At 66.6% G+C, this 24,749-nt stretch carries 17 protein-coding genes and 2 pseudogenes; 15 read left to right on the top strand and 4 right to left on the bottom strand.

Annotation, left to right across the window (positions count from 1 at the left end; genetic code table 11):
• Positions 1 to 127 precede the first annotated feature (127 nt).
• A complete protein-coding gene (locus QP181_RS06965; RefSeq protein ID WP_333928093.1) occupies positions 128 to 1,960 on the top strand; it encodes a M2 family metallopeptidase in 1,833 nt (610 codons plus the stop codon).
• Between the two features lie 298 nt (positions 1,961 to 2,258).
• On the opposite strand, the gene QP181_RS06960 is transcribed toward QP181_RS06965, so the two are convergent.
• From QP181_RS06960 to QP181_RS06950, 3 genes are all read right to left on the bottom strand, one after another.
• Positions 2,259 to 2,765, bottom strand: coding sequence for a hypothetical protein (locus tag QP181_RS06960; RefSeq protein ID WP_333928092.1), 507 nt, complete (start codon positions 2,763 to 2,765; stop codon positions 2,259 to 2,261).
• 77 nt (positions 2,766 to 2,842) lie between these two features.
• Positions 2,843 to 4,279 carry an AMP nucleosidase gene (locus QP181_RS06955; protein WP_333928091.1) on the bottom strand — a complete coding sequence of 479 codons (1,437 nt, stop codon included), beginning with the start codon at positions 4,277 to 4,279 and terminating at the stop codon, positions 2,843 to 2,845.
• Between the two features lie 176 nt (positions 4,280 to 4,455).
• Complete coding sequence (locus QP181_RS06950) at positions 4,456 to 4,935, bottom strand: peroxiredoxin (RefSeq protein WP_332754166.1); 480 nt, start codon at positions 4,933 to 4,935, stop codon at positions 4,456 to 4,458.
• 109 nt (positions 4,936 to 5,044) lie between these two features.
• Between QP181_RS06950 and QP181_RS06945 the strand changes: the two genes are divergently transcribed.
• The 12 genes and pseudogenes from QP181_RS06945 (at position 5,045) to trxA (ending at position 22,166) form a co-directional block, all read left to right on the top strand.
• The gene (locus QP181_RS06945; protein WP_333928090.1) at positions 5,045 to 5,605 is read left to right on the top strand and encodes a YqgE/AlgH family protein; all 561 of its coding nucleotides are present in this window, start codon (positions 5,045 to 5,047) and stop codon (positions 5,603 to 5,605) included.
• 228 nt (positions 5,606 to 5,833) lie between these two features.
• Positions 5,834 to 7,265: pseudogene (gene ahcY / locus QP181_RS06940) on the top strand (adenosylhomocysteinase).
• A gap of 184 nt (positions 7,266 to 7,449) precedes the next feature.
• Positions 7,450 to 10,605: a TonB-dependent receptor domain-containing protein gene (locus tag QP181_RS06935; protein ID WP_333928089.1), complete on the top strand. Its 3,156-nt coding sequence runs from the start codon at positions 7,450 to 7,452 to the stop codon at positions 10,603 to 10,605.
• A gap of 145 nt (positions 10,606 to 10,750) precedes the next feature.
• A complete protein-coding gene (locus QP181_RS19965; protein ID WP_443027528.1) occupies positions 10,751 to 11,218 on the top strand; it encodes a hypothetical protein in 468 nt (155 codons plus the stop codon).
• Positions 11,169 to 11,990 carry a PAS domain-containing protein gene (locus QP181_RS19960; RefSeq protein WP_443027527.1) on the top strand — a complete coding sequence of 274 codons (822 nt, stop codon included), beginning with the start codon at positions 11,169 to 11,171 and terminating at the stop codon, positions 11,988 to 11,990. The genes QP181_RS19965 and QP181_RS19960 overlap by 50 nt, the downstream gene beginning before the upstream one ends.
• Entirely contained in the window at positions 11,909 to 13,120 is a 1,212-nt protein-coding gene (locus QP181_RS19955; protein ID WP_443027526.1) for a sensor histidine kinase, read from the top strand. Before QP181_RS19960 ends, QP181_RS19955 begins: the two co-directional genes overlap by 82 nt.
• Positions 13,121 to 13,235: 115 nt before the next feature.
• Complete coding sequence (tsaE, locus tag QP181_RS06925) at positions 13,236 to 13,676, top strand: tRNA (adenosine(37)-N6)-threonylcarbamoyltransferase complex ATPase subunit type 1 TsaE (RefSeq protein WP_333928088.1); 441 nt, start codon at positions 13,236 to 13,238, stop codon at positions 13,674 to 13,676.
• Positions 13,673 to 14,640 (top strand): annotated as a pseudogene (locus tag QP181_RS06920) (aminoglycoside phosphotransferase family protein). Before tsaE ends, QP181_RS06920 begins: the two are co-directional and overlap by 4 nt.
• Positions 14,641 to 14,693: 53 nt before the next feature.
• On the top strand, positions 14,694 to 15,392 hold the full coding sequence (locus QP181_RS06915; protein ID WP_443027579.1) for a nucleotidyltransferase family protein: 699 nt from the start codon (positions 14,694 to 14,696) through the stop codon (positions 15,390 to 15,392).
• Complete coding sequence (gene addB / locus QP181_RS06910; protein WP_333928086.1) at positions 15,385 to 18,363, top strand: double-strand break repair protein AddB; 2,979 nt, start codon at positions 15,385 to 15,387, stop codon at positions 18,361 to 18,363. The genes QP181_RS06915 and addB overlap by 8 nt, the downstream gene beginning before the upstream one ends.
• On the top strand, positions 18,353 to 21,778 hold the full coding sequence (gene addA, locus QP181_RS06905) for a double-strand break repair helicase AddA (protein ID WP_333928085.1): 3,426 nt from the start codon (positions 18,353 to 18,355) through the stop codon (positions 21,776 to 21,778). The genes addB and addA overlap by 11 nt, the downstream gene beginning before the upstream one ends.
• A 64-nt stretch (positions 21,779 to 21,842) precedes the next feature.
• A complete protein-coding gene (gene trxA, locus QP181_RS06900) occupies positions 21,843 to 22,166 on the top strand; it encodes a thioredoxin TrxA (protein WP_055877560.1) in 324 nt (107 codons plus the stop codon).
• Between the two features lie 111 nt (positions 22,167 to 22,277).
• Here the strand turns inward: trxA and argJ are convergent, their stop codons facing one another.
• Positions 22,278 to 23,504 carry a bifunctional glutamate N-acetyltransferase/amino-acid acetyltransferase ArgJ gene (argJ, locus tag QP181_RS06895; RefSeq protein ID WP_333928084.1) on the bottom strand — a complete coding sequence of 409 codons (1,227 nt, stop codon included), beginning with the start codon at positions 23,502 to 23,504 and terminating at the stop codon, positions 22,278 to 22,280.
• A 77-nt stretch (positions 23,505 to 23,581) separates the two neighbouring features.
• Between argJ and QP181_RS06890 the strand changes: the two genes are divergently transcribed.
• Both QP181_RS06890 and QP181_RS06885 read left to right on the top strand, forming a co-directional pair.
• Positions 23,582 to 24,436 carry an energy transducer TonB gene (locus QP181_RS06890; protein WP_333928083.1) on the top strand — a complete coding sequence of 285 codons (855 nt, stop codon included), beginning with the start codon at positions 23,582 to 23,584 and terminating at the stop codon, positions 24,434 to 24,436.
• 53 nt (positions 24,437 to 24,489) lie between these two features.
• Complete coding sequence (locus tag QP181_RS06885) at positions 24,490 to 24,741, top strand: hypothetical protein (RefSeq protein WP_333928082.1); 252 nt, start codon at positions 24,490 to 24,492, stop codon at positions 24,739 to 24,741.
• The last annotated feature ends 8 nt before the right edge of the window (positions 24,742 to 24,749 follow it).

The raw sequence follows: 24,749 nt of genomic DNA, 5'->3' as shown, positions 1-24,749 counted from the left end.
GTGTCGTCCCCCTCCGTCACCTTCGGCGCCACCTCCCCCTGGCGGGGAGGATCACAGGGTTGGCCGGTAGGCGGTTGACCGGGCGGCGGCGGACCATCACTCTGGGCGCATAATCCAGGGGAAGATCATGATCCGTACCGTCTCTCTTATCGCGCTCGCGTGCGCGATTGCCGTGCCCGTGACGGCACAGGCCCAGACTGCAGCTCCCGCCGCCACTGGCAAGCCGACTGTCGCGCAAGCCGACGCGTTCGTCGCCGAAGCCGAGCGCGTGATGGCGGCGAAGTCGATCGATGCGAACCGCGTCGCGTGGGTCAACGCGACCTACATCACCGACGACACCGATGCGCTGGCGGCGAAGTCGGGCGCGGAGATGACCGATCTCGGGGTGAAGTATGCGCTCGGCGCCGCCCGCTATGCCTCGCTGCCGGGGCTGTCGTTCGATACCAAGCGCAAGCTCGATTTGCTGCGCGGCGGGCTGACGCTGCCGGCACCGACGCGGCCGGGTGCGTCCGAGGAGTTGTCGACGCTCACCACCAAGATGTCGTCGTCCTACGGCAAGGGCATGGGTACGCTCGACGGCAAGCCGATCAACGGGTCGGATATCGAGGCGGCGATGGGCTCGGTGCGCGATCCGGCCAAGCTGACCGAGATGTGGACGAGCTGGAACGACAAGGTCGGCGCACCGATGCGTGGCGACTATGCGAAGATGACCGCAATCTCGAACGAAGGCGCGCGCGAGCTCGGCTACAAGGACGTCGGCGCACTGTGGCGCTCGGGCTACGACATGACGCCCGAGCAGTTCGCGGCGCTGACCGACACGATCTGGAAGCAGGTCGAGCCGCTCTACATGGCGCTCCACACCTACACGCGGTGGAAGCTGAACGAGAAATACGGCGATGCGGTGCAGGCGAAGACCGGCCCGATCCGCAGCGACCTGCTCGGCAACATGTGGGCGCAGGAATGGGGCAACATCTACGACATCGTCGCTCCGAAGGGGGCGGGGGATCTTGGTTTCGATACCGGGGAGTTGCTCAAGGCGAAGGGATATGATCCGCTCAAGATGGTGAAGCAGGGCGAGGGGTTCTATTCGTCGCTCGGGTTCGCGCCGCTGCCGGAGACGTTCTGGAAGCGGTCGCAGATCACCAAGCCGGCGGACCGCGACGTGATCTGTCATGCGTCGGCCTGGGACCTCGACAACCAGGACGATATCCGGATCAAGATGTGCACCAAGGTGAATGCGGACGACTTCGTCACGATCCACCACGAGCTTGGCCACAATTACTATCAGCGCGCGTACAAGGCGCAGCCGTTCCTCTACAAAAACGGCGCGAACGACGGCTTCCACGAGGCGATCGGCGATACCGTCGCGCTGTCGATCACGCCGGATTACCTCGTGAAGATCGGCCTGCTCGACCAGGCGAAGGTGCCTAGCGCGGACAAGGACATCGGGTTGCTGCTGCGCCAGGCGATGGACAAGGTCGCGTTCCTGCCGTTCGGGCTGCTGATCGACAAATGGCGCTGGGGCGTGTTCTCGGGGCAGATCCCGACGACCGGGTATCAGGCGGCGTGGGACCAGCTGCGGCTCCAATATCAGGGGATCAAGCCGCCGGTCGCGCGCGACGAGACCAAGTTCGATGCGGGCGCGAAATATCATATCCCGGCGGCGGTGCCGTACACGCGGTATTTCCTGGCGCGGGTGTTGCAGTTCCAGTTCTACAAGGCGGCGTGCGACCAGTCCGGCTGGAAGGGGCCGCTGCATCGCTGTTCGTTCTACGGCGACAAGGCGGTGGGGACGAAGCTGAATGCGATGCTGAGCATGGGGCAGTCGAAGCCGTGGCCGGATGCGTTGCAGGTGTTCACCGGCAGCCGCGAGATGTCGGGCAAGGCGCTGGTCGAGTATTTCGCGCCGTTGAAGGCTTGGCTGGACGTGCAGAACAAGGGGAAGCCGACCGGGTGGTGATGGGGGCGTTGACTTATCGCCAGCTGATTTTCGCCCGCTAACTCCTAGTTCCCCCGCGAAAGCGGGGGCCCAGGGTTACGAACGCTACCGCGGTTTTAGCTCTGCCCCGCCTCCGCGGGGGAACGAGAGGAGTAGGCCGGGTTATCCAACCCAATTCACCCCGGCGAAGGCCGGGGCCCAGTTGGAACGTCCCGAGTAATGAAGCGCATCGCTCCGTTAGCAGTGTCCCCCAACTGGGCCCCGGCCTCCGCCGGGGTGGCGTGCTATCAGGGGTGGTGTGCTGCTCGGCGTGAGCAGCTTACTCCGGAACCGTCCCCGGATCGGCGATTCCAGCCTCGAACGACTTCGACGAGTCCGCCCCGTCTGCTTGATGCGCGTGCTTGCCGTTAGGCTTGGGCGCCGCCGGAACCTTGGGCGTGCTCCCGCGCAGCGTCAGGAGCGCGCCAACTGCGGCGCCAGCGACCGCGACACCGCTGAAGATCGCAGCGGCGCCCCATTTGCCACGCGTCTTTTCGGGTGGCTTGGCAACCACGACCGGCGTGGCGGTTTTTCGCGCGGGGGCCGGGCGGGGCGTGCTGCGCTTGGTCGAACGCGGCTTTGGCGTTGGTTTCGCGACGGGTTTGGGCGGCGCGGCGGACACCGGCTTGTCCGCGGCCGGCTTGGTCACCGGTACGGGCTTGGGCGCGACCGGCTTTGCAGACGACGTCGCAGCCGGAGCCGCCTTCGGCGCACTCGCCTTGCGCGGCGCGCGCCGACGGGCGGCGGGCTTCTTGGCGTCCGTATCGGGCGTGTCAGTGTCGGCCATGGCTATGGTCCCTCAGCAATGATTCCGGAAGCGTAACGCATTCCCGCGCGATCCGCTCCGGTTTTTACCGGCCAGGCTTACCGGAACGGAGGCTCGTCGAAGGCGCGCAGCTTGCGGCTGTGGAGCTTGGCGCCCTCGAGTCGCAGTTGCTCGCAGGTCTCGATGCCGATCCGCAGATGCTCGCTGATCGCGCGTTCGTAGAAGCGGTTGGCCTGACCGGGCAGTTTCAGCTCGCCGTGGAGCGGCTTGTCCGAAACGCATAGCAACGTGCCGTAGGGGACGCGGAAGCGGTAGCCCTGCGCGGCGATGGTCGCGGACTCCATGTCGATGCCGACTGCGCGCGAGAGCGAGAAGCGCAACGCGGACTTCGAATAGCGGAGTTCCCAGTTGCGATCGTCGGTGGTGACGATCGTGCCGGTGCGCAGGCGGCGTTTCAATTCCTCGCCCGACTGGCCCGAGACGATCTCTGCGGCCTTCGCCATCGCGAGCTGGACTTCGGCGATCGCGGGGATCGGGATTTCGGGCGGCAGGACGTCGTCGAGGACATGGTCATCGCGCAGGTACGCGTGCGCGAGGACGTAATCGCCGATTCGCTGGCTGGGACGCAGGCCGCCGCAATGGCCGATCATCAGCCACGCCTCGGGACGTAGCACGGCCAGATGGTCGCAGATCGTCTTCGCATTCGACGGGCCGACGCCGATATTGACCAGCGTGATGCCGGTGCGGTCGTCCGCCATGAGGTGGTACGCGGGCATCTGGTGCCGCCGCCACGCGCTGTCGGAGATGATCTTGTCGATGTCGTCGCCCGAAGAGATCGTGATCCCGCCGGCGCCCGACAGGCTGGTGAAGCGCGAGCCTTCCCCCAACTGCGTGCCGGCCCAGCGGACGAACTCGTCGACGTAGCGGTGATAATTGGTGAACAGCACGAAGCGCTGCGCGTGCTCGGCGGGGGTGCCCATGTAATGGCGCAGGCGGGCGAGGCTGAAATCGGTGCGCAGGCCATCGAACAGCGCGAGCGGACGCGTCTCGTCCTGCGCAATCCACAGGCCGTCGGCGATCTCGTCGCCGATATGCGCGAGTTCGGTCGCCGGGAAATGGCGCGACAATTCGGTGGCGGAGACCTCGTCAAGGCTCAGCGCGTGGCCGGGCTCAATGACGTACGGAAATGGGATTTCCTGGCGGCCTTCGACGGCTTCGACGGTAACATCGTAATCCTCGATCAGCAGCGTGAGCTGTTCGATCAGATATTCGGCGAAGATCGCGGGCTTGGTGACGCTGATCTTGTACTCGCCGGGCGTGACCATGCGACCGAACGAGCGCAGTGGCGTGGGGCGGTCGACGCCGCCCTTATAGATGAGGCGGATCTCGGGATAGGCGAACGAGCCGTCGGTGCGGCTGACCGGATCGGGCGCCGTGCCGTCGGCGATATAGGCGCTCATCGCGGCTTGGAGGCGCTCGACGGAAGCGCGGTAGAGGCGGTCGAGGTCGGCGACGAGGTCGGATGCGATTGTCATCGGGCAGTGTTAGGTGGCGGAGGTTACGGTGGCAAGACCACCTCAATCCTCCCCGTGTCGGGGAGGTGGCAGCCCGCTTGGGCTGACGGAGGGGGCGCCCCACGAGCGTAACGCTCGCGGTGAGCCCCCTCCACCATTCGATAAGCGAACGGTCCCCCTCCCCGTGCCGGGGAGGATTAGATTTCGCTGAGGAGATGCTCGGCCGAGCTCACCTTGAATTCGCCCGGAGCCTCGACGTTCAGCTGCTCCACCACGCCGTCGTTGACCAGCATCGAGTAACGCTGGCTGCGCGTGCCCATGCCGAAGCCCGAGCCGTCCATCGTCAGCCCGATCGCCTTGGCGAAATCGCCATTGCCGTCCGCCAGCATCGTGATGTCGCCGGCACCCGCCGACTTGCCCCATGCGCCCATCACGAACGCGTCGTTGACCGAGACGCAGGCGATCTCGTCGACGCCCTTGGCCTTCAGTTCGGCTTCCTTTTCGACGAAGCCGGGCAGGTGTTTGGCGGAGCAGGTCGGCGTGAATGCGCCGGGCACGGCGAAGAGGGCAACCTTGCGGCCCTTGAAGAAGCTGTCGGTGTCGACCTGATCGGGGCCATCCGCGGTGGCCTTGACGAGAGTGGTGGTGGGAAGGCGGTCGCCGACGCTGATCGTCATCTAAAATCTCCTGTCGCCGCGAGTTGGTCTCGCGCGAGCCGTACCTTGGACGCGGGCGCCGGTATTTCAAGCGTGGCGGGCGATCGTCTGCGCCGCTATGTTCCAACGCATGGACAAGACGGCCTTTCTTTCGGGACAATTCCTGCTCGCGATGCCGGGGATGAGCGACCCGCGCTTCGCCCGCGCGGTGATCGCGATGTGCAGCCATGACGAGAATGGCGCAATCGGGATCGGGATCGGTGCGACGATCGACGGGCTGGGGTTTCACGATCTGCTCGAACAGTTCGGGATCGAACCGGGCGACGCCCCCAACGCTCCGGTCCATTTCGGCGGTCCGGTCGAGCCGCGGCGCGGGTTCGTCGTGCACTCGTCTGACTGGGGCGGACAGGATTCGGTCGATGTCGCCGGGCGGTGGAAGCTGTCCAGCACGGTCGACGTGCTGCGCGCGATTGCCGAGGGGAAGGGGCCGTCGGAATGGGTAGTGGCGCTTGGCTATGCCGGTTGGGATGGCGGACAGCTCGAGGGTGAGCTGTCGCGGCCGGGGTGGTTCAACGTGGCTGGGGATACGGACCTGCTGTTCGACACGGCGGCGGAGGATCGGTGGACGTTCGCCTTCGCGCAGGCCGGTGTGGATCCGCGGTTGCTCGTCGCAGAGACGGGTAGGGCCTAGCCGTTCTCCTGCGAACGCAGGAGCCCAGGATTACACAGGACACCGTTCGTTACCCTGGGCTCCTGCGTTCGCAGGAGAACGGCGAGGTTCGGCAGGATCGTCCGGTTGCCCGAAACGTCATATAAAGATATCTTTATATTTGATTTGAGCCCCCAATCCCCTAAGTGGCACCGCATCCGGCACGGGCATGAGGCTCGCCGATCCAGATTATTCCCAGGAGATATCCTCGTGGCCACCACGCTCGCGCCCCAGAAAACCGACGGCAAGCCCGACTACGTCGTCGCCGACATCAGCCTCGCCGATTTCGGCCGCGCCGAGATCAACATTGCCGAGACCGAGATGCCCGGCCTGATGTCGCTGCGTACCGAGTTCGGCGCAGCGCAGCCGCTAAAGGGCGCGCGCATCACCGGTTCGCTGCACATGACGATCCAGACCGCGGTGCTGATCGAGACGCTGACCGCGCTCGGCGCCGACGTCCGCTGGGCGACCTGCAACATTTTCTCGACGCAGGACCATGCCGCCGCCGCGATCGCCGCGACCGGCGTGCCGGTGTTCGCGATCAAGGGCGAGAGCCTCGCGGACTATTGGAACTATGTCGGCGACATCTTCTCGTGGGATCGCGACGTAGAGGGCCAGACCGCCAACATCATCCTCGATGACGGTGGCGACGCGACGATGTTCGCACTCTGGGGCGCCAAGCTCGAGGCCGGCCACACGATGCCCGAGCCCGAGAACGAGGAAGAGGTCGAGATGCAGCGTGCGCTGAAGGCGTACGTCGCGAAGAACCCCGGCTACCTGACCGAGACCGTCAAGAACCTGAAGGGTGTTTCGGAAGAGACCACCACGGGCGTCCACCGCCTGTACGAGATCGCCAAGAAGGGCGAGCTGCCGTTCCCGGCGATCAACGTCAACGACTCGGTCACCAAGTCGAAGTTCGACAACCTCTACGGCTGCAAGGAATCGCTGGTCGACGCGATCCGTCGCGCGACCGACGTCATGCTCGCCGGCAAGGTCGCCTGCGTCGCCGGTTTCGGTGACGTCGGCAAGGGTTCGGCGCAGTCGCTCCGCAACGGCGGCGCGCGTGATGGTCACCGAAGTCGATCCGATCTGCGCATTGCAGGCGGCGATGGAGGGCTTCGAGGTCGTGACGATGGAAGAGGCCGTCACCCGCGCCGACATCTTCTGCACCGCGACCGGCAACGCCGACGTCATCACCGCCGATCACATGAAGGCGATGAAGCCGATGTCGATCGTCTGCAACATCGGTCACTTCGACTCGGAGATCCAGATCGCCGCGCTGTCGAACTACGACTGGACCGAAGTGAAGCCCGGCACCGACCTGGTGAAGTTCCCGGACGGCAAGCAGATCATTATCCTGGCGAAGGGTCGCCTGGTTAACCTCGGTTGCGCCACCGGCCACCCGTCGTTCGTGATGTCGGCCAGCTTCACCAACCAGACGCTCGCGCAGATCGAGCTCTGGACCAAGGGCGAGAACTACAAGAACGAAGTGTACGTCCTGCCGAAGCACCTCGACGAGAAGGTCGCGATGCTCCACCTCGAGAAGCTCGGCGTGAAGCTGTCGAAGCTCTCGGACAAGCAGGCCGGTTACATCGGCGTGCCGGTCGAAGGCCCGTTCAAGCCGGACCATTACCGCTACTGATCCTCAGGATTCCGTAGGGTTTTCGAAAGCCGCGTCCGCCACCAGGCGGGCGCGGCTTTTTCGTTACGCAACCGTGTTGCGGCGATGTCACACTTTCGTAATGTTTCGTCGCACGGATTGAAAAATAGACAGGAAAGGTGTCCTTCTGACTGCAGTAAACGCTTAGGTTCAGAGGGTTGTTAGTATGATTGGCATATCGGTCCGGAAGTCCGGATTGTTCGTAACCGCGTCCACAGTCGCGTTCGTATTGGCCTCGGCGATCCCGGCAGCAGCGCAGACAGCGACGCCGGTAGATGCCGCGACCCAGGCTCCCGGTTCCGATCCGGCCGCTCCCGTCGGTTCCGATACCACGACTGGCGCAGTTGCGCAGACGGCGGCGCCCGAAGCCAATGCCGGCAGCGATATCGTCGTCACGGGCTCGCGTATTGCGCGCCCGACGCTTGATTCGCCTGCGCCTGTTACCACGCTGACGATTGCCGACTTGACGCGCACCGGTGCGATCACCGTTGGTGACGTGTTGAACGACCTTCCGTCGTTGCGTTCGACCTACAGCCAGGCGAGTTCGACGCAGTTCATCGGCACTTCGGGCCTGAACTTCCTCGATATGCGCGGGCTCGGCGTTACCCGTACGCTGGTGCTGGTCAACGGCCGCCGGCATATCACCTCGTCCGAGGGTGATTTCCTGGTCGACACCAACACCATCCCGACCGACCTGATCGAACGTGTCGACGCGGTTACCGGCGGCCAGTCCGCGGTCTATGGATCGGACGCGATGGCCGGCGTCGTCAACTTCGTACTGAAGCGCAATTTCGAGGGCCTGACGCTCAACGCGCAGAGCGGCTTGAGCGACAAAGGCGATCACGGCACGTATCGTCTCAGCGGCACCTACGGTCAGAACTTCGCCGACGGCCGCGGTAACATCGCGCTGAACCTCGAATATAACCAGTCCGACCTCGTTACCTATGCCGATCGGCCGGGCCTTACGGGCGCGTACACCGGACGTCGCCAGTTCCAGCAGGTGGATAGTCCCGCGCTCGACAACACGGTTCCGAACCGCACGTTCCTCAAGGATGTTCACAGCTTCGGCTATGACAATGGCGGCAACTTCATCGCCTATAACGGCGCCGGGATCGGTGCATGCAGCAATGGGACCGTGGCGGCAGGCTGCCTTGCCAACGGCTATCCCCGCGTGTTCGGTTTCAACCCCGGCGGTTCGCTGTACGAGTATAACTACGGCACCGATTTCCGTCCGGCCGGTTCGAACAACAACAATGGCGGCGACGGCGGCATCCTCAACGACCGCGGTACCTTGCAGCCATCGCTGAAGCGCTACGTCGCCAACTTGCTGGGTCACTTCGACGTATCCGACGCCTTCAAGCCGTTCATCGAGGCGAAGTTCGTCCGTGTTGAGAGCTTCAACCAGGGTACGCCGACCTTTGCCCAGGGTGGCGAGCAGGGCACCGTCGCGGACGAGGACGCCAACGGCAATCCCTTCACGCGTGCGGCCGTTGGCGGGTTCAGCCGGCAGACGATCGGGATCCCGATCTCGCTGGACAATCCGTATCTCCAGCCCGGCGATGCCGCGACGATCCGTTCGCTGCTGCCGGCGGGCGCACAGTTCTTCCGCCTGAATCGCAACAACAACGATTTCGGCACGCGCGACGAATTCGACCGTCGTGATACCTACCGCATCGTCGGCGGTGCGGAGGGCACGTTCAACACCGACTGGAAGTATGATTTCTCGGTCAACTACGGCGAGTTCCGGACCCGTTCGTCGTTCTTCAACAACCGCATCAATCAGAATTTCTACAATGCGGTAGATACCGTGCGGAACGGCGCGGGCACCATCGTGTGCCGGATCAACCAGACCAGTGTCACCGATCCGAACTGCGTGCCGTTGAATGTGCTCGGGAATGGCGCTCCGAGCCAGGCGGCGCTCAACTACATCAACACGACCTCGCACCGGACCGGAAAGGCGACCGAGTTCGACGTGACGGCCAACATCGTCGGTGACAGCTCGCAATTGTTCGAGCTGCCTGGTGGCCCGGTGCAGTTCGCGCTCGGCGGCGAATATCGTCGTGAGACCGCGTCCTACGCGTATGACGACCAGGTGAAATCCGGCGCAACGTTCCTCAACGCGATCCCCGATTTCACGCCGCCGTCGTTCGCGGTGAAGGAAGCGTATGGCGAGCTCAACCTGCCGCTGCTCAAGGGCATGCGTTTCGCCGAGGAACTCTCGGCGAACGCGGCTGTGCGCGTCGCCGACTACAAGGGTTCGGCGGGTACCGTGTGGACGTGGAATGCGGGCGCACTGTACGCGCCGGTTCGCGACATCAAGTTCCGCGTCAGCTATGCCAAGGCCGTCCGTGCGCCGACATTGAGCGACCTCTACTCGTCGCCTTCGCAGAACTTCGACATTCTGAACGATCCCTGCGACGTCAACTTCATCAAGACCGGCCGCTCGACGCGTGCCGCCAACTGCGCCGCAGCGGGCGTTCCTGCCAACTTTATCAACAACGCAGCCCGTGCTGGCAGCACCGAATTTTTGTCGGGCGGTAACCCCAACCTCGAAGCCGAGACGTCGCGGAGCTGGACGTACGGCGTGATTCTCCAGCCGTCGTTCATTCCTGGCCTCGCGATCACGGCTGATTATTACGACATCAAGATCAGCAACGTCATCGCCGCCGTCGGCGCGCAGACCATCCTCGATGCCTGCTATGACGCAGCATCGCTGGACAACCAGTTCTGCGGTCTGATCAACCCGCGCCAGTCGAGTGGCGAGTTCGCCCAGACCGCGCTGCTCCAGAGCACGGTCAACTTTGCTGCGCTGCGGGCGAAGGGCATCGACGTCGATGTGTCGTACAACCGCCGTATCTTCGCCGACGACAAGATCGCATTGCGGTTCGTCGGTACCTGGGTTCGCGATCGCACGGATTATCCGTATCTCGACAATCCCGGCCAGAAGGAGCGCATCAAGGGCGAGCTGGGTGATCCGGTCTACAACTTTAACGTCTCGGCGGACTACACGCATGGACCCGTCACGGTCGGGTATCAGCTTCGCTACGTCGGTCGCCAGTCGATCACTGATTGGGAAGCCCAGCACGACACCAACGGCGTCGCTGCGCTGGATCCCTATTATGCCGACCGGGTCTACTATCCGTCGGTCGTCTATCACGCGCTGCGGGCGTCGGTGGACGTCGACAAGCGGTTCACGTTCTACGGGGGCGTCGATAACCTGACCGACAAGAAGCCGCCTTATGGCTTGCTGGGTAACGGGAACGACGCGATTTTCGATAACGTCGGCCGGTTTATGTACGTTGGCGCTCGCGTGAAGCTTTAAGGCTCGCCGTCGTCTGCGAAGATGATGACTAGATCACGAAGGGCGGGTCCGCATGTCGGGCCCGCCCTTTTGATTGTCTGGTGGCTTTCCCCAAGGGACGGTTTGGCCTACATGGACGGATGATGTCGCTACGGGCTCCCCGATAATGGTCCTCGGGACCGGTACTGCCGTGACGGTGGGGGCGATTCTGCTTCTGGCGATCCTCGGCGGTTTGGCGCTGCTCTATCTCGGCATGCGTGCGCGAGCGGATGCGACGGAAACGGTGGAGGCGAACGCGCAGTTGCGGACGATCATCGACGGATCGCCGGCGATCGTCACGGTGATCCGCTCGGGTGGGCGGATCGAGATGACGCAGCGGATGGCGGACTGGCTTGGGCTGGACGTACCGCCGCGGTCGCTGGCGGAGCTGGCCACAGGGGGCACGAGCCTGTCCCCGGACGATGCCGCACGGTTGATCGCGGATGTCACTGCGGCGCAGCGGTCGGGGCGAGCCTTCGTTCGCTCGGTCCGGCTGCAGGGTTCGACGCGCGATTACGTTTCGCGGGGGCCGAGCCCCCGGCGAGATGGGCGCCGCGGGTGCGGTGCTGCTCTGGGCATTCGACGCGACCGATAGCGAGGCGGAGATCGCCCGGCTCGGGGCAGAAACCGCGCGGCTGGGCGAGGCGTATGAATCGCTGACCGGGCTGATCGAAGCCGCGCCGATGCCGATGTGGTACCGCGCGACCGATCTGCGGCTGGCGATGGTAAACACGGCCTATGTCGATGCGGTCGAGGGGCGTGACGCTGCCGATGTCGTCGCGCGCGGGCTGGAACTGGTCGAGGGATCGGGGCGCGGCGGGCCACTCGCCGGCGCGGCGGTTGCGCGCGAGCAGGGGCGGCCGCATCAGCAGGTTCTGCCCGCGACGATCGACGGCGCCCGCCGATCTCTGCAGATCTACGACGTGCCGCTGCCGAGCGGCGGCGTGGCCGGGTTCGCGATCGATATCGAGGAACTGGAGCAGGCGCGGTCGGGGGCAAAGCGCTTTGCCGAAGCCCAACGCGCGATGCTCGATCGGTTGTCAGCCGGCGTGGCGCAGTTTGGCGGGGACCGTTCGCTCGTGTTCTGCAATCAGCCGTTTCGGCGGATGTTCGCGATGCGCAGCGAATGGCTCGCCGACCGCCCCGAATTCGACCGCGTGCTCGAGCGAATGCGCGAAGCCAACCGGCTGCCCGAGGTCCGCGACTTCCCGAGCTGGAAGGCGGAACGGCGCGACTGGTTCATGCAGACGGGCGCGGCGCAGGGTGGCTCGGTCGGCGGGGGGCGATGGAGGAGAATTGGCACCTCCGGGGCGGCACGCATCTTCGCGTCGTCGCGCAGCCTCTGCCGGACGGCGGCCTGCTGCTGATCTTCGAGGATCGCACCGAGCAGGTCCAACTCGCCAGCGCGCGCGATACCTTGCTGCGCGTGCGGACCGCGACGTTCGACAATCTGTTCGAGGCACTCGGTGTGTTCGCGGCGGATGGCCGGTTGCAACTGTGGAACAACCGGTTCCGCGCATTGTGGGGGCTGGAGGAAGAGTTCCTCGCCTCGCATCCGCGTGTCGATGCGTTTGCCGAGGCGGCCGGCGCCAAGCTCGCGACGCCGGGGCGGTCCGCGTTGATCCCCGATCTCGTCCGCTCGGCGACAGTCGGACGCCAGCAGCGCGGCGGACGCGTGGCGTTCGCGGATGGGCGGCATTTCGAGTTCGCCGGCGTGCCGCTGCCCGACGGGAATGCGCTGTTCACAATGCTCGACATCACCGACAGCCGGCGCGCGGAGCAGGCTTTGCGGGATCGGGCGGACGCGCTCGAGGCGACCGACAAGGTGAAGACTGCGTTCGTCGCGAACATGAGCTACGAACTGCGAACCCCGCTGACCTCGATCAGCGGGTTCGCGGAGATGCTGCACGGTGGCTATGCCGGCGCGATGACGCCGCAGGCCGAGGGCTATGTGGGTGCGATCCTCGAGTCGGTCGAGCGGCTTGGGTTGCTAGTCGACGACGTGCTCGATCTGACGCGGGCGGAGAGCGATCGGGCGGAGACGGATCGCAGCGATGTCGATCTGGCCACGACGGTTCGCGCGGCGGCGGAGACGATCCTGCCGTCGGCCAAGCGGCGGAAGCTCGACTTCGCGGTCGAGGTGGCGCGTTCTACCGGGCGCGTGAACGGCAATCCGAAGCGGTTGAAGGAGGTCGTCGAGCATCTCCTGCGCCACGCGGTCGCGGCAACGCCCGATGGCGGGCGGGTGTTGCTGCACACCGACGGCAATGCGACGTCGGCGCGGATTGTTGTTTCAGACGACGGGGTCGGGATGGATGCCGAGGCGGTCGCGCACGCGTTCGACCGGTTCGCGGAATCGAAGCCGATGGGGGATCGCGCGTTGGGACTGGGGTTACCGTTGGCCAAGCAGTTTGTCGAAGCGCATGGCGGGACGATCGAGCTGGTCTCGGAGCCCGGCGCGGGCACACTGATCACCGTAGAATTGCCGCGGCGATGATTACTGCCACTCCGTCATGCCGGGCTTGTTCCGGCATCCACCGTTCCGCGTGCTCGCCGGCCGTAGAGAGTGCTGACGGGTGGCCCCCGGAACAGGTTCGGGGTGACGGAGGGTGGTGAGACTCCTCGATCCGCAAGCGACCGAGGCATTCGGAGCGATGCTCGCAGGACGTGTCCGCCCCGGCGATGTGATCACCCTCGAAGGCACACTCGGCGCCGGCAAGACCAGCGTTGCGCGAGGACTGCTCGCATCACTCGGCCTCGCTGGCGAGGCGCCATCGCCCAGCTTCGCGATCGTCCAGCCCTACGAGCCGCCCGAGGTCCGCTTCCCCGTCCTCCATGTCGACCTCTACCGGATCGACAACCCCGCCGAGATCGAGGAACTGGCTCTCGACGACGCGCGCTATGATTCGCTGTTGCTGGTCGAATGGCCCGAGCGTGCCGGTCCTGATTACTGGCCCGATGCGCTTCGCTTGAGCCTGACGATCGAGCCGGACGGCACGCGCGGCTTGACAGTAAGAGTCCCGGAAGCTTGGAGGTCGCGATGGCCGACATGACCCCGCCGCCCGGCGCCGCCGCTTTTCTCGACGCTCATGGCTGGGGTGAGGCGCAGATCCTCCCGGTCGCCGGCGACGCGTCGTTCCGGCGCTATTTCCGCGCGGTCGAGGTTGGGCGTCAGGCGATTTTAATGGACGCGCCGCCCCTCACGAAGACCCGCGGCCGTTCATTGCCATCGCGGAATGGCTGGCCGAGCGCGACTTCGCGGCGCCAGCGATCTTGGCGTGCGATCTCGACCAAGGGCTCGTGTTGATCGAGGATTTTGGCGATATCCGTTTGCGCGAGACCGTCGATGCCGCGCCGGACGAGGAACTGTCGCTCTATGCGCCGGCAATCGATCTGCTGGTGCGGTTGCGCGCCGAGCCGGCGGGACCGGTACCTCCCTATGATCGCGCGGTGCTGAAGCGTGAGGCAGGGCTGTTCGTCGAATGGTATTGCCCGGCGGTCGGGATCGAGCCCGATCTCGCGGGCTGGGACGCAGCCTGGGAGACGGTGTTCTATCACGCCATCGCCGAAACGCCGGTCACGGTACTCCGCGACTATCACGCCGAGAATTTGATGCTGGTTGGGCCCGAGCGTTCGCTCGGCCTGCTTGATTTTCAGGACGCGCTGGCGGGGCATCCGGCCTATGACCTCGTGTCGCTGTTGCAGGATGCGCGGCGGACGGTCGATCCGGCAGTCGAGGCGGCGATGCTGGCGCGCTATCGCGCGGCGGCGGACGCGGGGGAAGAGTTCATGAACGCGTATCACGTGCTCGGCGCGCAGCGGAACGCGAAGATCCTCGGCATCTTCACGCGGCTATGGAAGCGCGACGGCAAGCCGCACTACGCGACGATGTGTCCGCGTGTCTGGGCGTATCTGGAGCGCGACCTGGCGCAACCGGTGATGGCGCCGGTCGCGGCATGGTTCGAGGCCAATGTACCGGCGGCGTTGCGCGGCGATCCGCTGGTCCTGAGCGCGTGAGCCGCCAGCAGACGATCCGCCCTGTCCCGCGCGGGATCGTGCCCGAGACGGCGATGGTGATGGCCGCGGGCTTGGGCAAGCGGATGCGCCCGCTGACCGCGACGCGCCCCAAGCCGCTGGTGCAGGTCGCCGGCAAGCCGTTGATCGACCACGTCTTCGAGCGGTTGCAGGCCGCCGGGATCAAGCGCGCGGTCGTCAACGTACATTACCTCGCGGACACGCTGGAGGCGCACGTCACCGACCGGTTCGCGGGGATCGATGTGCTGATTTCCGACGAGCGGAAAATGCTGATGGAGACGGGCGGCGGGCTCGTCCAGGCGCGGCATCTGCTCGGCGAGGCGCCGGTGCTGGTGGTCAACAGCGACAATCTCTGGATCGACGGACCGGTCGACACGATCAAGCTGCTCGCATCGCGCTGGGATGATGCGAAGATGGACGCGCTGCTGCTGATGGTGCCGCTCGCCCGCGCCAACAATCACACGGGCGTGGGCGATTTCTACCTCGGCAGCGACGGGCGGATCGCCGGGCGGCGCAAGCCCGGCCGGGTCGCGCCGTTCGCCTATACCGGCATCCAGATCCTCCACCCGCGGCTGATTGCGGACTGGCCGGAGGGGCCGTTCTCGACCAATCTGTTCTGGGATCGCGCGATCGAGGCCGGCCGCGCTTACGGTCAGGTCCACCAAGGCCTGTGGTTCGACGTCGGCACGCCCGCCGCGATCCCGAAGACCGAGGCGATCCTCGCGGATGGCTGATCTCGCCACGTCGGGTCGCCCGACGCTGTACACGATCCCGGCGCACCGCGCGTTTGCGGATGCGCTCGTCGCCGGGCTGATGCGGCAGGCGGGGCGCGATCCCTTGGCGCTAGCGCGCGCGCTGGTCGTGTTGCCGAACAACCGAGCGGTGAAGGCGGTGACCGAAGCGTTCGTGCGCGCGAGCGGCGGCGGGCTCGTGTTGCCGCGGCTGGTGGCGCTGGGCGATCCGGAGATGGGCGAGTCGGTCGGTGCTGCGCTCGATCCCGCGGACGATGTCGATCCACCGCTGCCTGCGGTGCCGCCATATCAGCGGCGCATGATCTTGGCGCGACTGGTGTCGGAAGAGCGGGCGCGGGAAGGCCATCCCGTCGACGCGGCCGAGGCGGTACGGCTTGCCGGCGAACTTGCGCGGACGCTCGATCAGCTGCTGGTCGAGGAGGTGCCGCCAACCAAGTTGCGCGATATCGAGCTCGGCCCCGAACTCACCGAGCACTGGCGGCGTGCGCTGGCGACGTTCGAGATCGTGCTGCAACGCTGGCCGGGCGAACTCGCGCGGCTGGGGCGGGTTGATGCGGCGACGCGGCGCTCGGCCTTGCTCGACCGGCTTGCCCAGCGCTGGCGGAATGCGCCGCCGGCCGGGATCGTGTGTGCGGCAGGCGTGACCGACTCCGCGCCTGCGGTGGCGCGGTTGCTCCGTTGCATCGCCGACATGCCGCAGGGGATGGTGGTGTTCGCCGGGCTCGACCTGGCGTTGCCCGACGAGGAATGGGACGCGCTCGGCCCGCATGATCCGAACCCCGTGACCGGGCTCACGCGGCGGTCGATCGAGACGCATCCGCAGTTCGACGCGAAACTGATGCTCCTGCGCATGGGGGTCGCTCGCGGCGAGGTGCAGACGTGGCGCGAGGGTGGCGGGCATGACGCCGATGCGGCGCGTGGCCGAGCGATCGCCAACGCGCTGGCGCCGGCGGATTTCACCGGCAAGTGGACGCAGATCGCTGCTGAGGATCGTCGCTTGAAAGGCGTGACCGCAGCCGAACTCGCAACTCCGGCGGAGGAAGCGCAGGCGATTGCGCTGGTGCTGCGGGAGGCGCTGGAGGTGCCGGAGCGGACTGCCGCGCTCGTCACGCCGGATCGGGCCTTGGCGCGAAGGGTTGCGGCGCATCTCGGGCGCTGGAATATCGGCATCGACGATAGCGCGGGGCGGCCTCTGTCGATCCTCCCGCCGGGGACGTTGTTGCTCGCGCTGGCCGAGGCGGCGGCGCAGCGCTTTTCGCCGCTCGCGTTGCTGGCGTTGCTGAAGCACCCGCTGGTCCGCGCGAGCGAAAAGCCCTCCGAACGGCCGATACGTCTTGAATGGCTAGACGGTGCGCGCGCGCTCGACCGGCGGCTGCGAGGACCACGGCCGGCGGCGGGGCTCGACGGGATCGCGGGGCATCTCGAGGAGCGCAAGGGAACTGCGGCAACATGGTGGGCGGACGTCCAGCCGCTGCTGACGCCGCTGGCCGGTGCGTTCGATCAGGGGCCGCAGCCTTTAGCGTCGGTGCTCGCGTGCCTGCGCGAGACGGCGCAGACCTTGTGCGGCGACAATCTCTGGTCGGGGCTGGCAGGGCGTGCGGCAGCGGAGTTTCTGGCCGATCTGGAAGCCGAAGCACCTGCCGGACCGCCGCGGATCGATCCGCGCGAACTGCCGCAACTGTTGCGGACGTTGCTCGACGAAGTCGCGGTGCGGCCGGCACCGGGCGGGCATCCCCGTCTCGCAATCTACGGCCTGATCGAGGCACGGTTGCAGACGGCGGACGTCATGGTGCTCGGCGGGCTGAACGAAGGCGTATGGCCGGGGCGGCCTGCGCCGGACCCGTGGCTCGCACCACGCATCCGCATGGAGCTCGGGCTGCCGGGGTTGGAGCGGCGTGTCGGCACGGCGGCGCATGATTTTGCGCAAGCGTTGGGTGCCCCGCGGGCGGTCGTCACCCGAGCGCGGCGAGATGCGAAGTCACCCGCTCTGGCCTCGCGCCTCTGGCTCCGGTTGCAGGCACTCGCAGGAGATCGGTTCGAGCGGGCGTCGGCACTGGAAGGCTGGACGCGCGCGCTCGATGATCCGGGCGAACATCTCCCCGCCGACCGTCCCGCGCCTTCGCCGCCTGCGCTGCTACGTCCGAAAGCCATCTCCGTCACTGAGGTGGACCGGCTCAAGGCCGATCCCTACGCCTTTTACGCGCGCCGCGTGCTCGGGCTGATGCCGCTCGATCCGGTCGATGCCGATCCCAGTGCGGCTTGGCGCGGGACGGCGGTGCACGACATCCTCGAGCAATGGTGGAAGCAGGACAACTGCACCGTCGACACGCTGCGACAGCGAGCGAAGGCGATGCTCGACGATGAGCGCACGCACCCGATGATGCGCGCGCTGTGGCAGCCGCGCCTGCTCGAGGCGATCGACTGGATCGCCGGCGCGATCGTCGCACAGGGCGAAGACGGCCGGACGGTCGCCAGTGCCGAGGGCAAGGGCAAGATCGAAATCGCCGGCGTAACCCTATCGGGCCGCTACGACCGCATCGACAAGCTCCCCGACGGGCGCCTGGCCGTGATCGACTACAAGACCGGCAAGCCGCCTTCGCCGACCGCGGTGCGCGCCGGCTACAGCCTGCAACTCGGCCTGCTCGGCCTGATCGCCGAGCGCGGCGGCTTCCCCGACGTCTCCGGCACAGCAGGCGCATTCGAATATTGGTCGCTCGGCAAGAAGCGCGACGCGTTCGGCTATATCGAGAGCCCGGTCGATCCCGAGGGCAAACGCGACAAGATCCCGACCGCCGAGTTCACGTCGATCGCCGCGCACAACTTCACCGAAGTCGTCGGCGAATGGCTGACCGGCAGCGCCGCCTTCACCGCGAAACTCGTGCCCGAATACGCCCCCTATGCCGAGTATGATCAGCTGATGCGACGCGACGAATGGTACGGCCGTGAGCGGTGATGCGCTCGCCACGCTCCCCCGGCTGAGGGGCGCGCAGGCCGATGCGAGCAACCCCGCCTCGCACGTCTGGCTGTCGGCGTCGGCCGGCACCGGCAAGACGCAGGTGCTGGCGGCACGCGTGTTTCGGCTGCTGTTGCGCGGGGTCGATCCCGGTGCGATCCTGTGCCTCACCTTCACCAAGGCGGGCGCCGCCGAGATGGCACAGCGGATCAACGGGCGCCTCGCCGCGTGGGTGCGGATGCCCGCGCCGGCGCTGGCGGCGGACCTGATCGCGCTCGGCGAGAGCCCGGTACAGGCGTTGCAGGACCGTGCGCGCACCCTGTTCGCCAAGGTGCTCGACGCGCCGGGCGGGGGCCTGCGCATCCAGACGATCCACGGATTCTGCCAGGGATTGTTGGCAGCGTTCCCGGTCGAGGCAGGCCTCACCCCCGGCTTTCGCCCGCTCGAAGCCCGCGAGGAAGCCGGTCTCGCCCGCGAAGCACTCGCGACGATGCTATCGGACGCGGAGCGCGAAGGCCGCGAGCGTCCGGTCGAGATCGTCGGGCGCCTGTCGCTCCGGATGGGCGAGGGCGGGGCGGAGGCGTTCTTGCTTGCCTGCGCCCGCGCGCTGCCCGCGTTGGAGGCCCTCCCGGTCGGTATCCAGCCATGGCTGCGACGTGAACTCGGCCTGCCCTCCGGCGATATCGACGAGGCGATCGCGGAGTGGTGCGACGCGCTCGATCTGGATGCGATCGCGCGCATTGCTGCGGCCAATCGCGCCTGGGGGACGGCGACCGGGCAGGCCGCAGCGGCGACCGTGCAGCGCTGGCTAGACTCCGAGGATCGCGCGGCGACTTTGGACGAGCTCGCCAGCGTCGTGCTGACCGGCACGGGCACGCAGCGCAAAGCCTCGAAGAAGCTGATCGATGCCGAGCCCGATTACGAGGTGCTCGCGCGCGATCTCGGCGAGGCGTGCACCGACGTGCTGTCGATGGTCCAGCGCGCGACCTATTGCGACCTGCTCGCCGACGGGCTGGAGGTCGGGCGCGACTATGCGCGCGGCTATGCGCTGGCCAAGCGACGCGCAGGCGCGGTCGATTTCGACGACCTGATCGCGACGACGGTGGCGCTGCTCGACCAGCCGGGGATCGGTGAATGGGTGCGCTACAAGCTCGACCAGGCGACCGAACACCTGCTCATCGACGAGGCGCAGGACACCAACGGCCACCAGTGGCGGATCGTGCGCGCGCTGGCGGACGAATTCTTCGTCGGCCGCGGCATCTATGCGCCGTCGACGCGGACGCTGTTCACGGTCGGCGATTACAAGCAGGCGATCTTCGGGTTCCAGGGCACCGATCCGCTCAACTTCCAGGCGGCCGAGCAATATTTCGGCGGGCGTGCGAGCGAGGCGGAAGGCGACGACGACTGGCCTGAGGAGGAACGTGGGCTCCCCTTGGCACGACTGTCGCTCCGCCACTCGTTCCGATCGACGCGAACCGTGCTGGAGTTCGTCGATGCGGCGATCGATGCGATCGGCGAGCCGGGACTAGGCATCGCCGGCGAGGTAGAACAGCACGCCAGCGAGGTCGCCGGGCCGGGCACCGTGACCTTGTGGCCGCCGGTGTCCGCGGGCGGCAGCGAGGACGACGAAGAGGGCTGGGTCGACGACGCGGTGCGCAAGCTCGCCAGCGATATCGCGCGTGCCGTGAAGGATTGGCTCGCCCCCGACACGGGCTTGATGCTGGAGAGCAAGGGGCGGCGGTTGCGGCCCGAGGACGTGATGATCCTGGTCAAGCGACGCGGCGACCTCGCCTCGCTGATCGTCGCGCGGCTCTATGCCGAGGGCGTGCCGGTGGCGGGCGTCGATCGCTTGAGGCTGAACGCGCCGCTCGCGGTGCAGGATCTGCTCGCGACGATCCGCTTCGTGTTGCAGCCGGAGGACGATTTGAGCGTCGCCGCGCTGCTCGTATCGCCACTGATCGGCTGGACGCAGGACGAACTGATGGCCGCCGCCCCGCGCGAGGCCGGACCGTTGTGGCGGCACCTACAACGCACGCAACCCGCGACGCGGCTGGCGCCCTTGCTGGCGATGCTCGCGCGCGCCGACATCGCCACGCCGTACCAGTTCCTAGAGGAACTGCTGTCGGGCCCGCTCGATGGTCGCCGAAAACTCATCCGCCGGCTCGGCACGGAGGCGCGCGATCCGATCGAGGAACTGCTCAACGCCGCGCTGACCTTCGAGAGCACTACGACGCCCTCGTTGCAGCGGTTCCTCGACTGGTTCGACCGCGGCGATGTCGAGATCGTCCGCGATCCGTCTGCGCCGCTCGATGCGGTCCGGGTGATGACCGCACACGGCGCGAAGGGGTTGCAGGCACCGCTGGTGATCCTGGCGGATGCAACGGCGGACCCGTCGGCGGCGCCGCGCTCGATCCTGAAATGGGCGCCCGAGCCTGGGGCTGCGCCGATCCCGGTATTCCGGCCGCGGTCGAGCGAGCGTGGCGGACCGCTCGACGCGGTCGTATCGGCCGCCGAGCAGCGCGAACTCGAGGAGCATTGGCGGCTGTTCTACGTCGCGGCGACGCGCGCCGAAGAGCGGCTGGTGATCGCCGGTGCGCTCGGGCCGCGCGCGAAGGGCGTGCCGCCGGAGAATAGCTGGTACGCGGCGTCTGATCGTGCGCTGACGGCGCTCGATGTCCCGGTGGGCGAGGGCGCGCGGACGTTCGCCGGGGTCGAGCCTCAGCCTGCGGTGATCGCCAAGGCTTCGGCTTCGGTCGAGATTGCGGCTAACGCACAGCTACCGGCTTGGGCGCACGAATCCGCACCGCAAGAAGCGCGTCCGCCTCGTCCGCTGTCGCCGTCTGCGCTGGGTGACGACGCGGTGTCCGATCCACCGCCGACGCCTGCGATGCGCGTCGCAGCGGAGCGGGGCCGGTTGATCCATGCGCTGTTCGAGCGTCTGCCGGCGGTTGCTGCCACCGACCGCGCGGCGGCAGCGGATCGCTGGCTGGCAAAAGCAGGCGGCGTCGACGATCCCGCAGCACGGTCCGAAATCGTGCAGAGCGTGGTCGCCGTGCTCGACGACCCGCGCTTCGCCGAGCTTTTCAGCGCGGATACGTTGGCCGAAGCGCCGATCGCCGCCACCCTCGCGAACGGCATGGTCGTGTCGGGGACGGTCGATCGCCTGCTGATCGAGGCAGACCGCATCCGCGTCGTCGACTTCAAGACCGGTCGGCGCGCACCGAGAGGGCTGGACGACGTGCCCGACTACCACCTGAAGCAGATGGCAGCCTATGCCGAAGCCTTGAGCGTGATCTTTCCGGATCGGTCGGTCGAGGCGGCCTTGCTGTACACCGCAGGACCGCGGTTGATCGTGCTGAACGACGAGACGCTGGCCGCAAACAAGCCGCACTATCGGCCCACGGAGCAAAGCTAGCGCCTCGGTGGTTGAGCGCACACGCGAGCGACCTTAGATACGACTCAACCAAGGAGAATTCACGATGGCGACCAAGCAGATCACCGATGCCAGCTTCGATGCAGACGTACTGAACGCCGACGGCCCCGTGCTCGTCGATTTCTGGGCGGAATGGTGCGGCCCGTGCAAGATGATCGGGCCGTCGCTCGAGGAGATTTCGGAAGAGCTAGGCGAGAAGGTGACGATCGCCAAGCTCAACATCGACGAGAACCCCGACGCGCCGGGCAAGTACGGCGTCCGCGGTATCCCCACGATGATCCTGTTCAAGGGCGGCGCACCGGCGGCGACCAAGGTCGGCGCGGAGCCCAAGGGTCGGCTCAAGGCCTGGCTCGAAGGCGAATTGGCCTAAGGACCACCTACCTCTCCGTCATCCCAGCGAAAGCTGGGATCTCCCGGTTCGAGCCACCCCGCTTACCAACCGGGATACCCCAGCTTTCGCTGGGGTGACGGCAATAGGGGGTTAGCTCCGATAGTCGGCGTTGATCGAGATGTAGCCATGCGTGAGGTCGCAGGTCCATACAGTGGCGCGGCCTTCGCCTAGCGCGAGGTCGACGCCGATTTCGATCTCGTGGCCCTTGAGATGCGCAGCGACCGGCGCCTCGTCATAGCCACTCTCCGCCAAGCCACCTTCCGCAACCTGCGTATTCCCGAACCGGATCGACAACGTGTCGCGATCGGCAGGCTCACCGGCCTTGCCGACCGCCATCACGACGCGGCCCCAGTTGGCGTCCTCCCCGGCGATCGCTGTCTTTACCAGGGGCGAGTTGGCAATACTCATTGCGATGCGGTGCGCGCTGCGATCGCTCTCCGCGCCGGTCACCTGGATCTCGATCAGCTTCTGCGCCCCCTCGCCGTCGCGAACCACGAGCATGGCGAGTTGATGACACAGGTCTGCCAGTGCAGCGCGGAAGGCGTCCGCCCCCACGCTGTCATCGTCTGCCAACACTGCATTACCAGCTTTGCCGGTCGCGAACGCCAGCACCGTGTCGCTGGTCGAGGTATCGCTGTCGACCGTGATGCACGAGAAGCTCGGCGCGTTCGCCTTCGACAGCGCGGCTTGCAGGAACTCGGGCTCGACCGCGGCGTCGGTGAAGATGAACCCCAGCATCGTCGCCATGTCCGGCGCGATCATCCCCGAACCCTTGATGATCCCCACCAGCTTGACGGTCCGGTCGCCGATCACCGCGGTCGTCACCGCCCCCTTGGTGAACGTATCGGTCGTCATGATCGTCGCGGCGGCGTCTTCCCAACCACACGGCTCGGCAGCGAACGCGGCGTCGAGCCCGGCTTCGGCCTTGTCGATCGGCAACGGCACCCCGATCACGCCGGTCGAGGACACGAACACGTCCGAAGGCTGGCACCCCAGATGCGCCGCCGTCCGCGCCGCGATCGCCTCGACCGCCGCACGGCCCCGCGACCCGGTAAACGCGTTCGAATTACCCGCATTCACTACCAGCGCCCGCGCCTGCCCGAGGGTCAGCGCCGCACGGCACCACTCCACTTCGGGCGAAGGACATTTGCTCTGCGTGAGCACACCCGCCACCACAGTCCCGGGCTCCAGCGTCACGAACGTGAGGTCGCACCGGTCCCAGGTCTTGTACTGCGCCCGCGCAACATGCAGCGCGACTCCGTCGATCGCGGGCGCGGTGGGGAAGGGCAGGGCGAGGGGGGATGTGGACTCGGTCATCCCTGCCATTTGCCGCTTGTGCCCGGCGGCTGCAACGGCTTGGTTGCGCACTGGATCATTTCGAGGGAATACTGCCGATGCGGCGATACTGGGCTGTGGCTGGTTTGGCGATGATCGCGAGCGGCGGACGACTGGGGGCAGCGCCGCAACGCATCGATCCAAAGCCGCCATCCGAGCTGGCGACGCTGTTCGGACCCGAAGCCTATCCGCCGTTGGCCGACACGCTTCGCGAAGATGGGACGGTAATAGCCGCGTTGGCGATCGATCCGCTGGGGGCGGTGACAGCTTGCCGCATCGCGACGTCGTCCAATTCCGCGTCGCTCGACGCCGCGACGTGTCGGATCATCACGACACGCAAGCCGAATTTCGTGCCAGCGCGCGATGCCGCCGGTAAGGCGGTCGCGGGGACGTACGATTTGAAAGTGCGCTGGACCTTGCCCGATGCGCAGCCCAGCCCCTTGGCGAGTGCGGGGCAGCGGCTGACGCTGCTGCTGTCCAACAAGGCCGCGATCAAGCGCTGCGAACTGCGCGACTTGCCCGCCAACGTCGCGGTCGAGGCGACGACGATGTGTGCGGGGTTTCGTGAGAAGATCGCCAGCATGTTCGGCGGTGATCCCGCGGTCTCACCACCGGGCGATATCGAGCTCGTGGCCCTGATCGACCGGTCCATCGGCCCGGCCGCACCGCTATCGGGGCCGATGCCGACGGGGATGACGGTCCTCCAGGATATGGGCAGCGAGTTCCTGGTGCAGCGGGATGGCACGCGTACCGGTTGTCCGCCGGTGTCCACGCTCGTCGACACGTCGAGCGACGATGCGGATGCGACAGAAACGGATATGTGCGATGTCACCGAACGCTTCGTCAGGCATCAGGGTACGCCCATCAAGGTGCAGGACCGTGTGCGCATTGCCTATCGGCTCGTCGGGAAATGATCACCGGGCGACGGATGGACCTTGACGGCGTGTTCGCATAAAGCCGTTTCCGCATGAACCTGCTGCTGCTTCTCTCTGCCCTGCTCTCCGCGCTGACCGGCGTGGTGCCCGGCGTGCGTGGGCAATCGGCTCAGGCAGTGGCGCAAGGTAGCGTTTGCGCGAAGACTGCGAAGGTCGCCGTCGCGAAGGTCGCGGTACGGCCTGTAGCCGCGCTGGCGTCGCTGGACGACGTCGCCGTCTCCGCAACGTTACGCGCCGTCACAGTCGGCACTACCCCGATATGGGCGGACCGTCGGCGCGAATAGCGGCGGGC

The organism is Sphingomonas sp. LR55, assembly GCF_036856015.1.
Taxonomy (GTDB): Bacteria; Pseudomonadota; Alphaproteobacteria; order Sphingomonadales; family Sphingomonadaceae; genus Sphingomonas.
The sequence above is the reverse complement of the archived record's forward strand: the minus strand, read 5'-3'. Positions and strand labels throughout refer to the sequence as shown.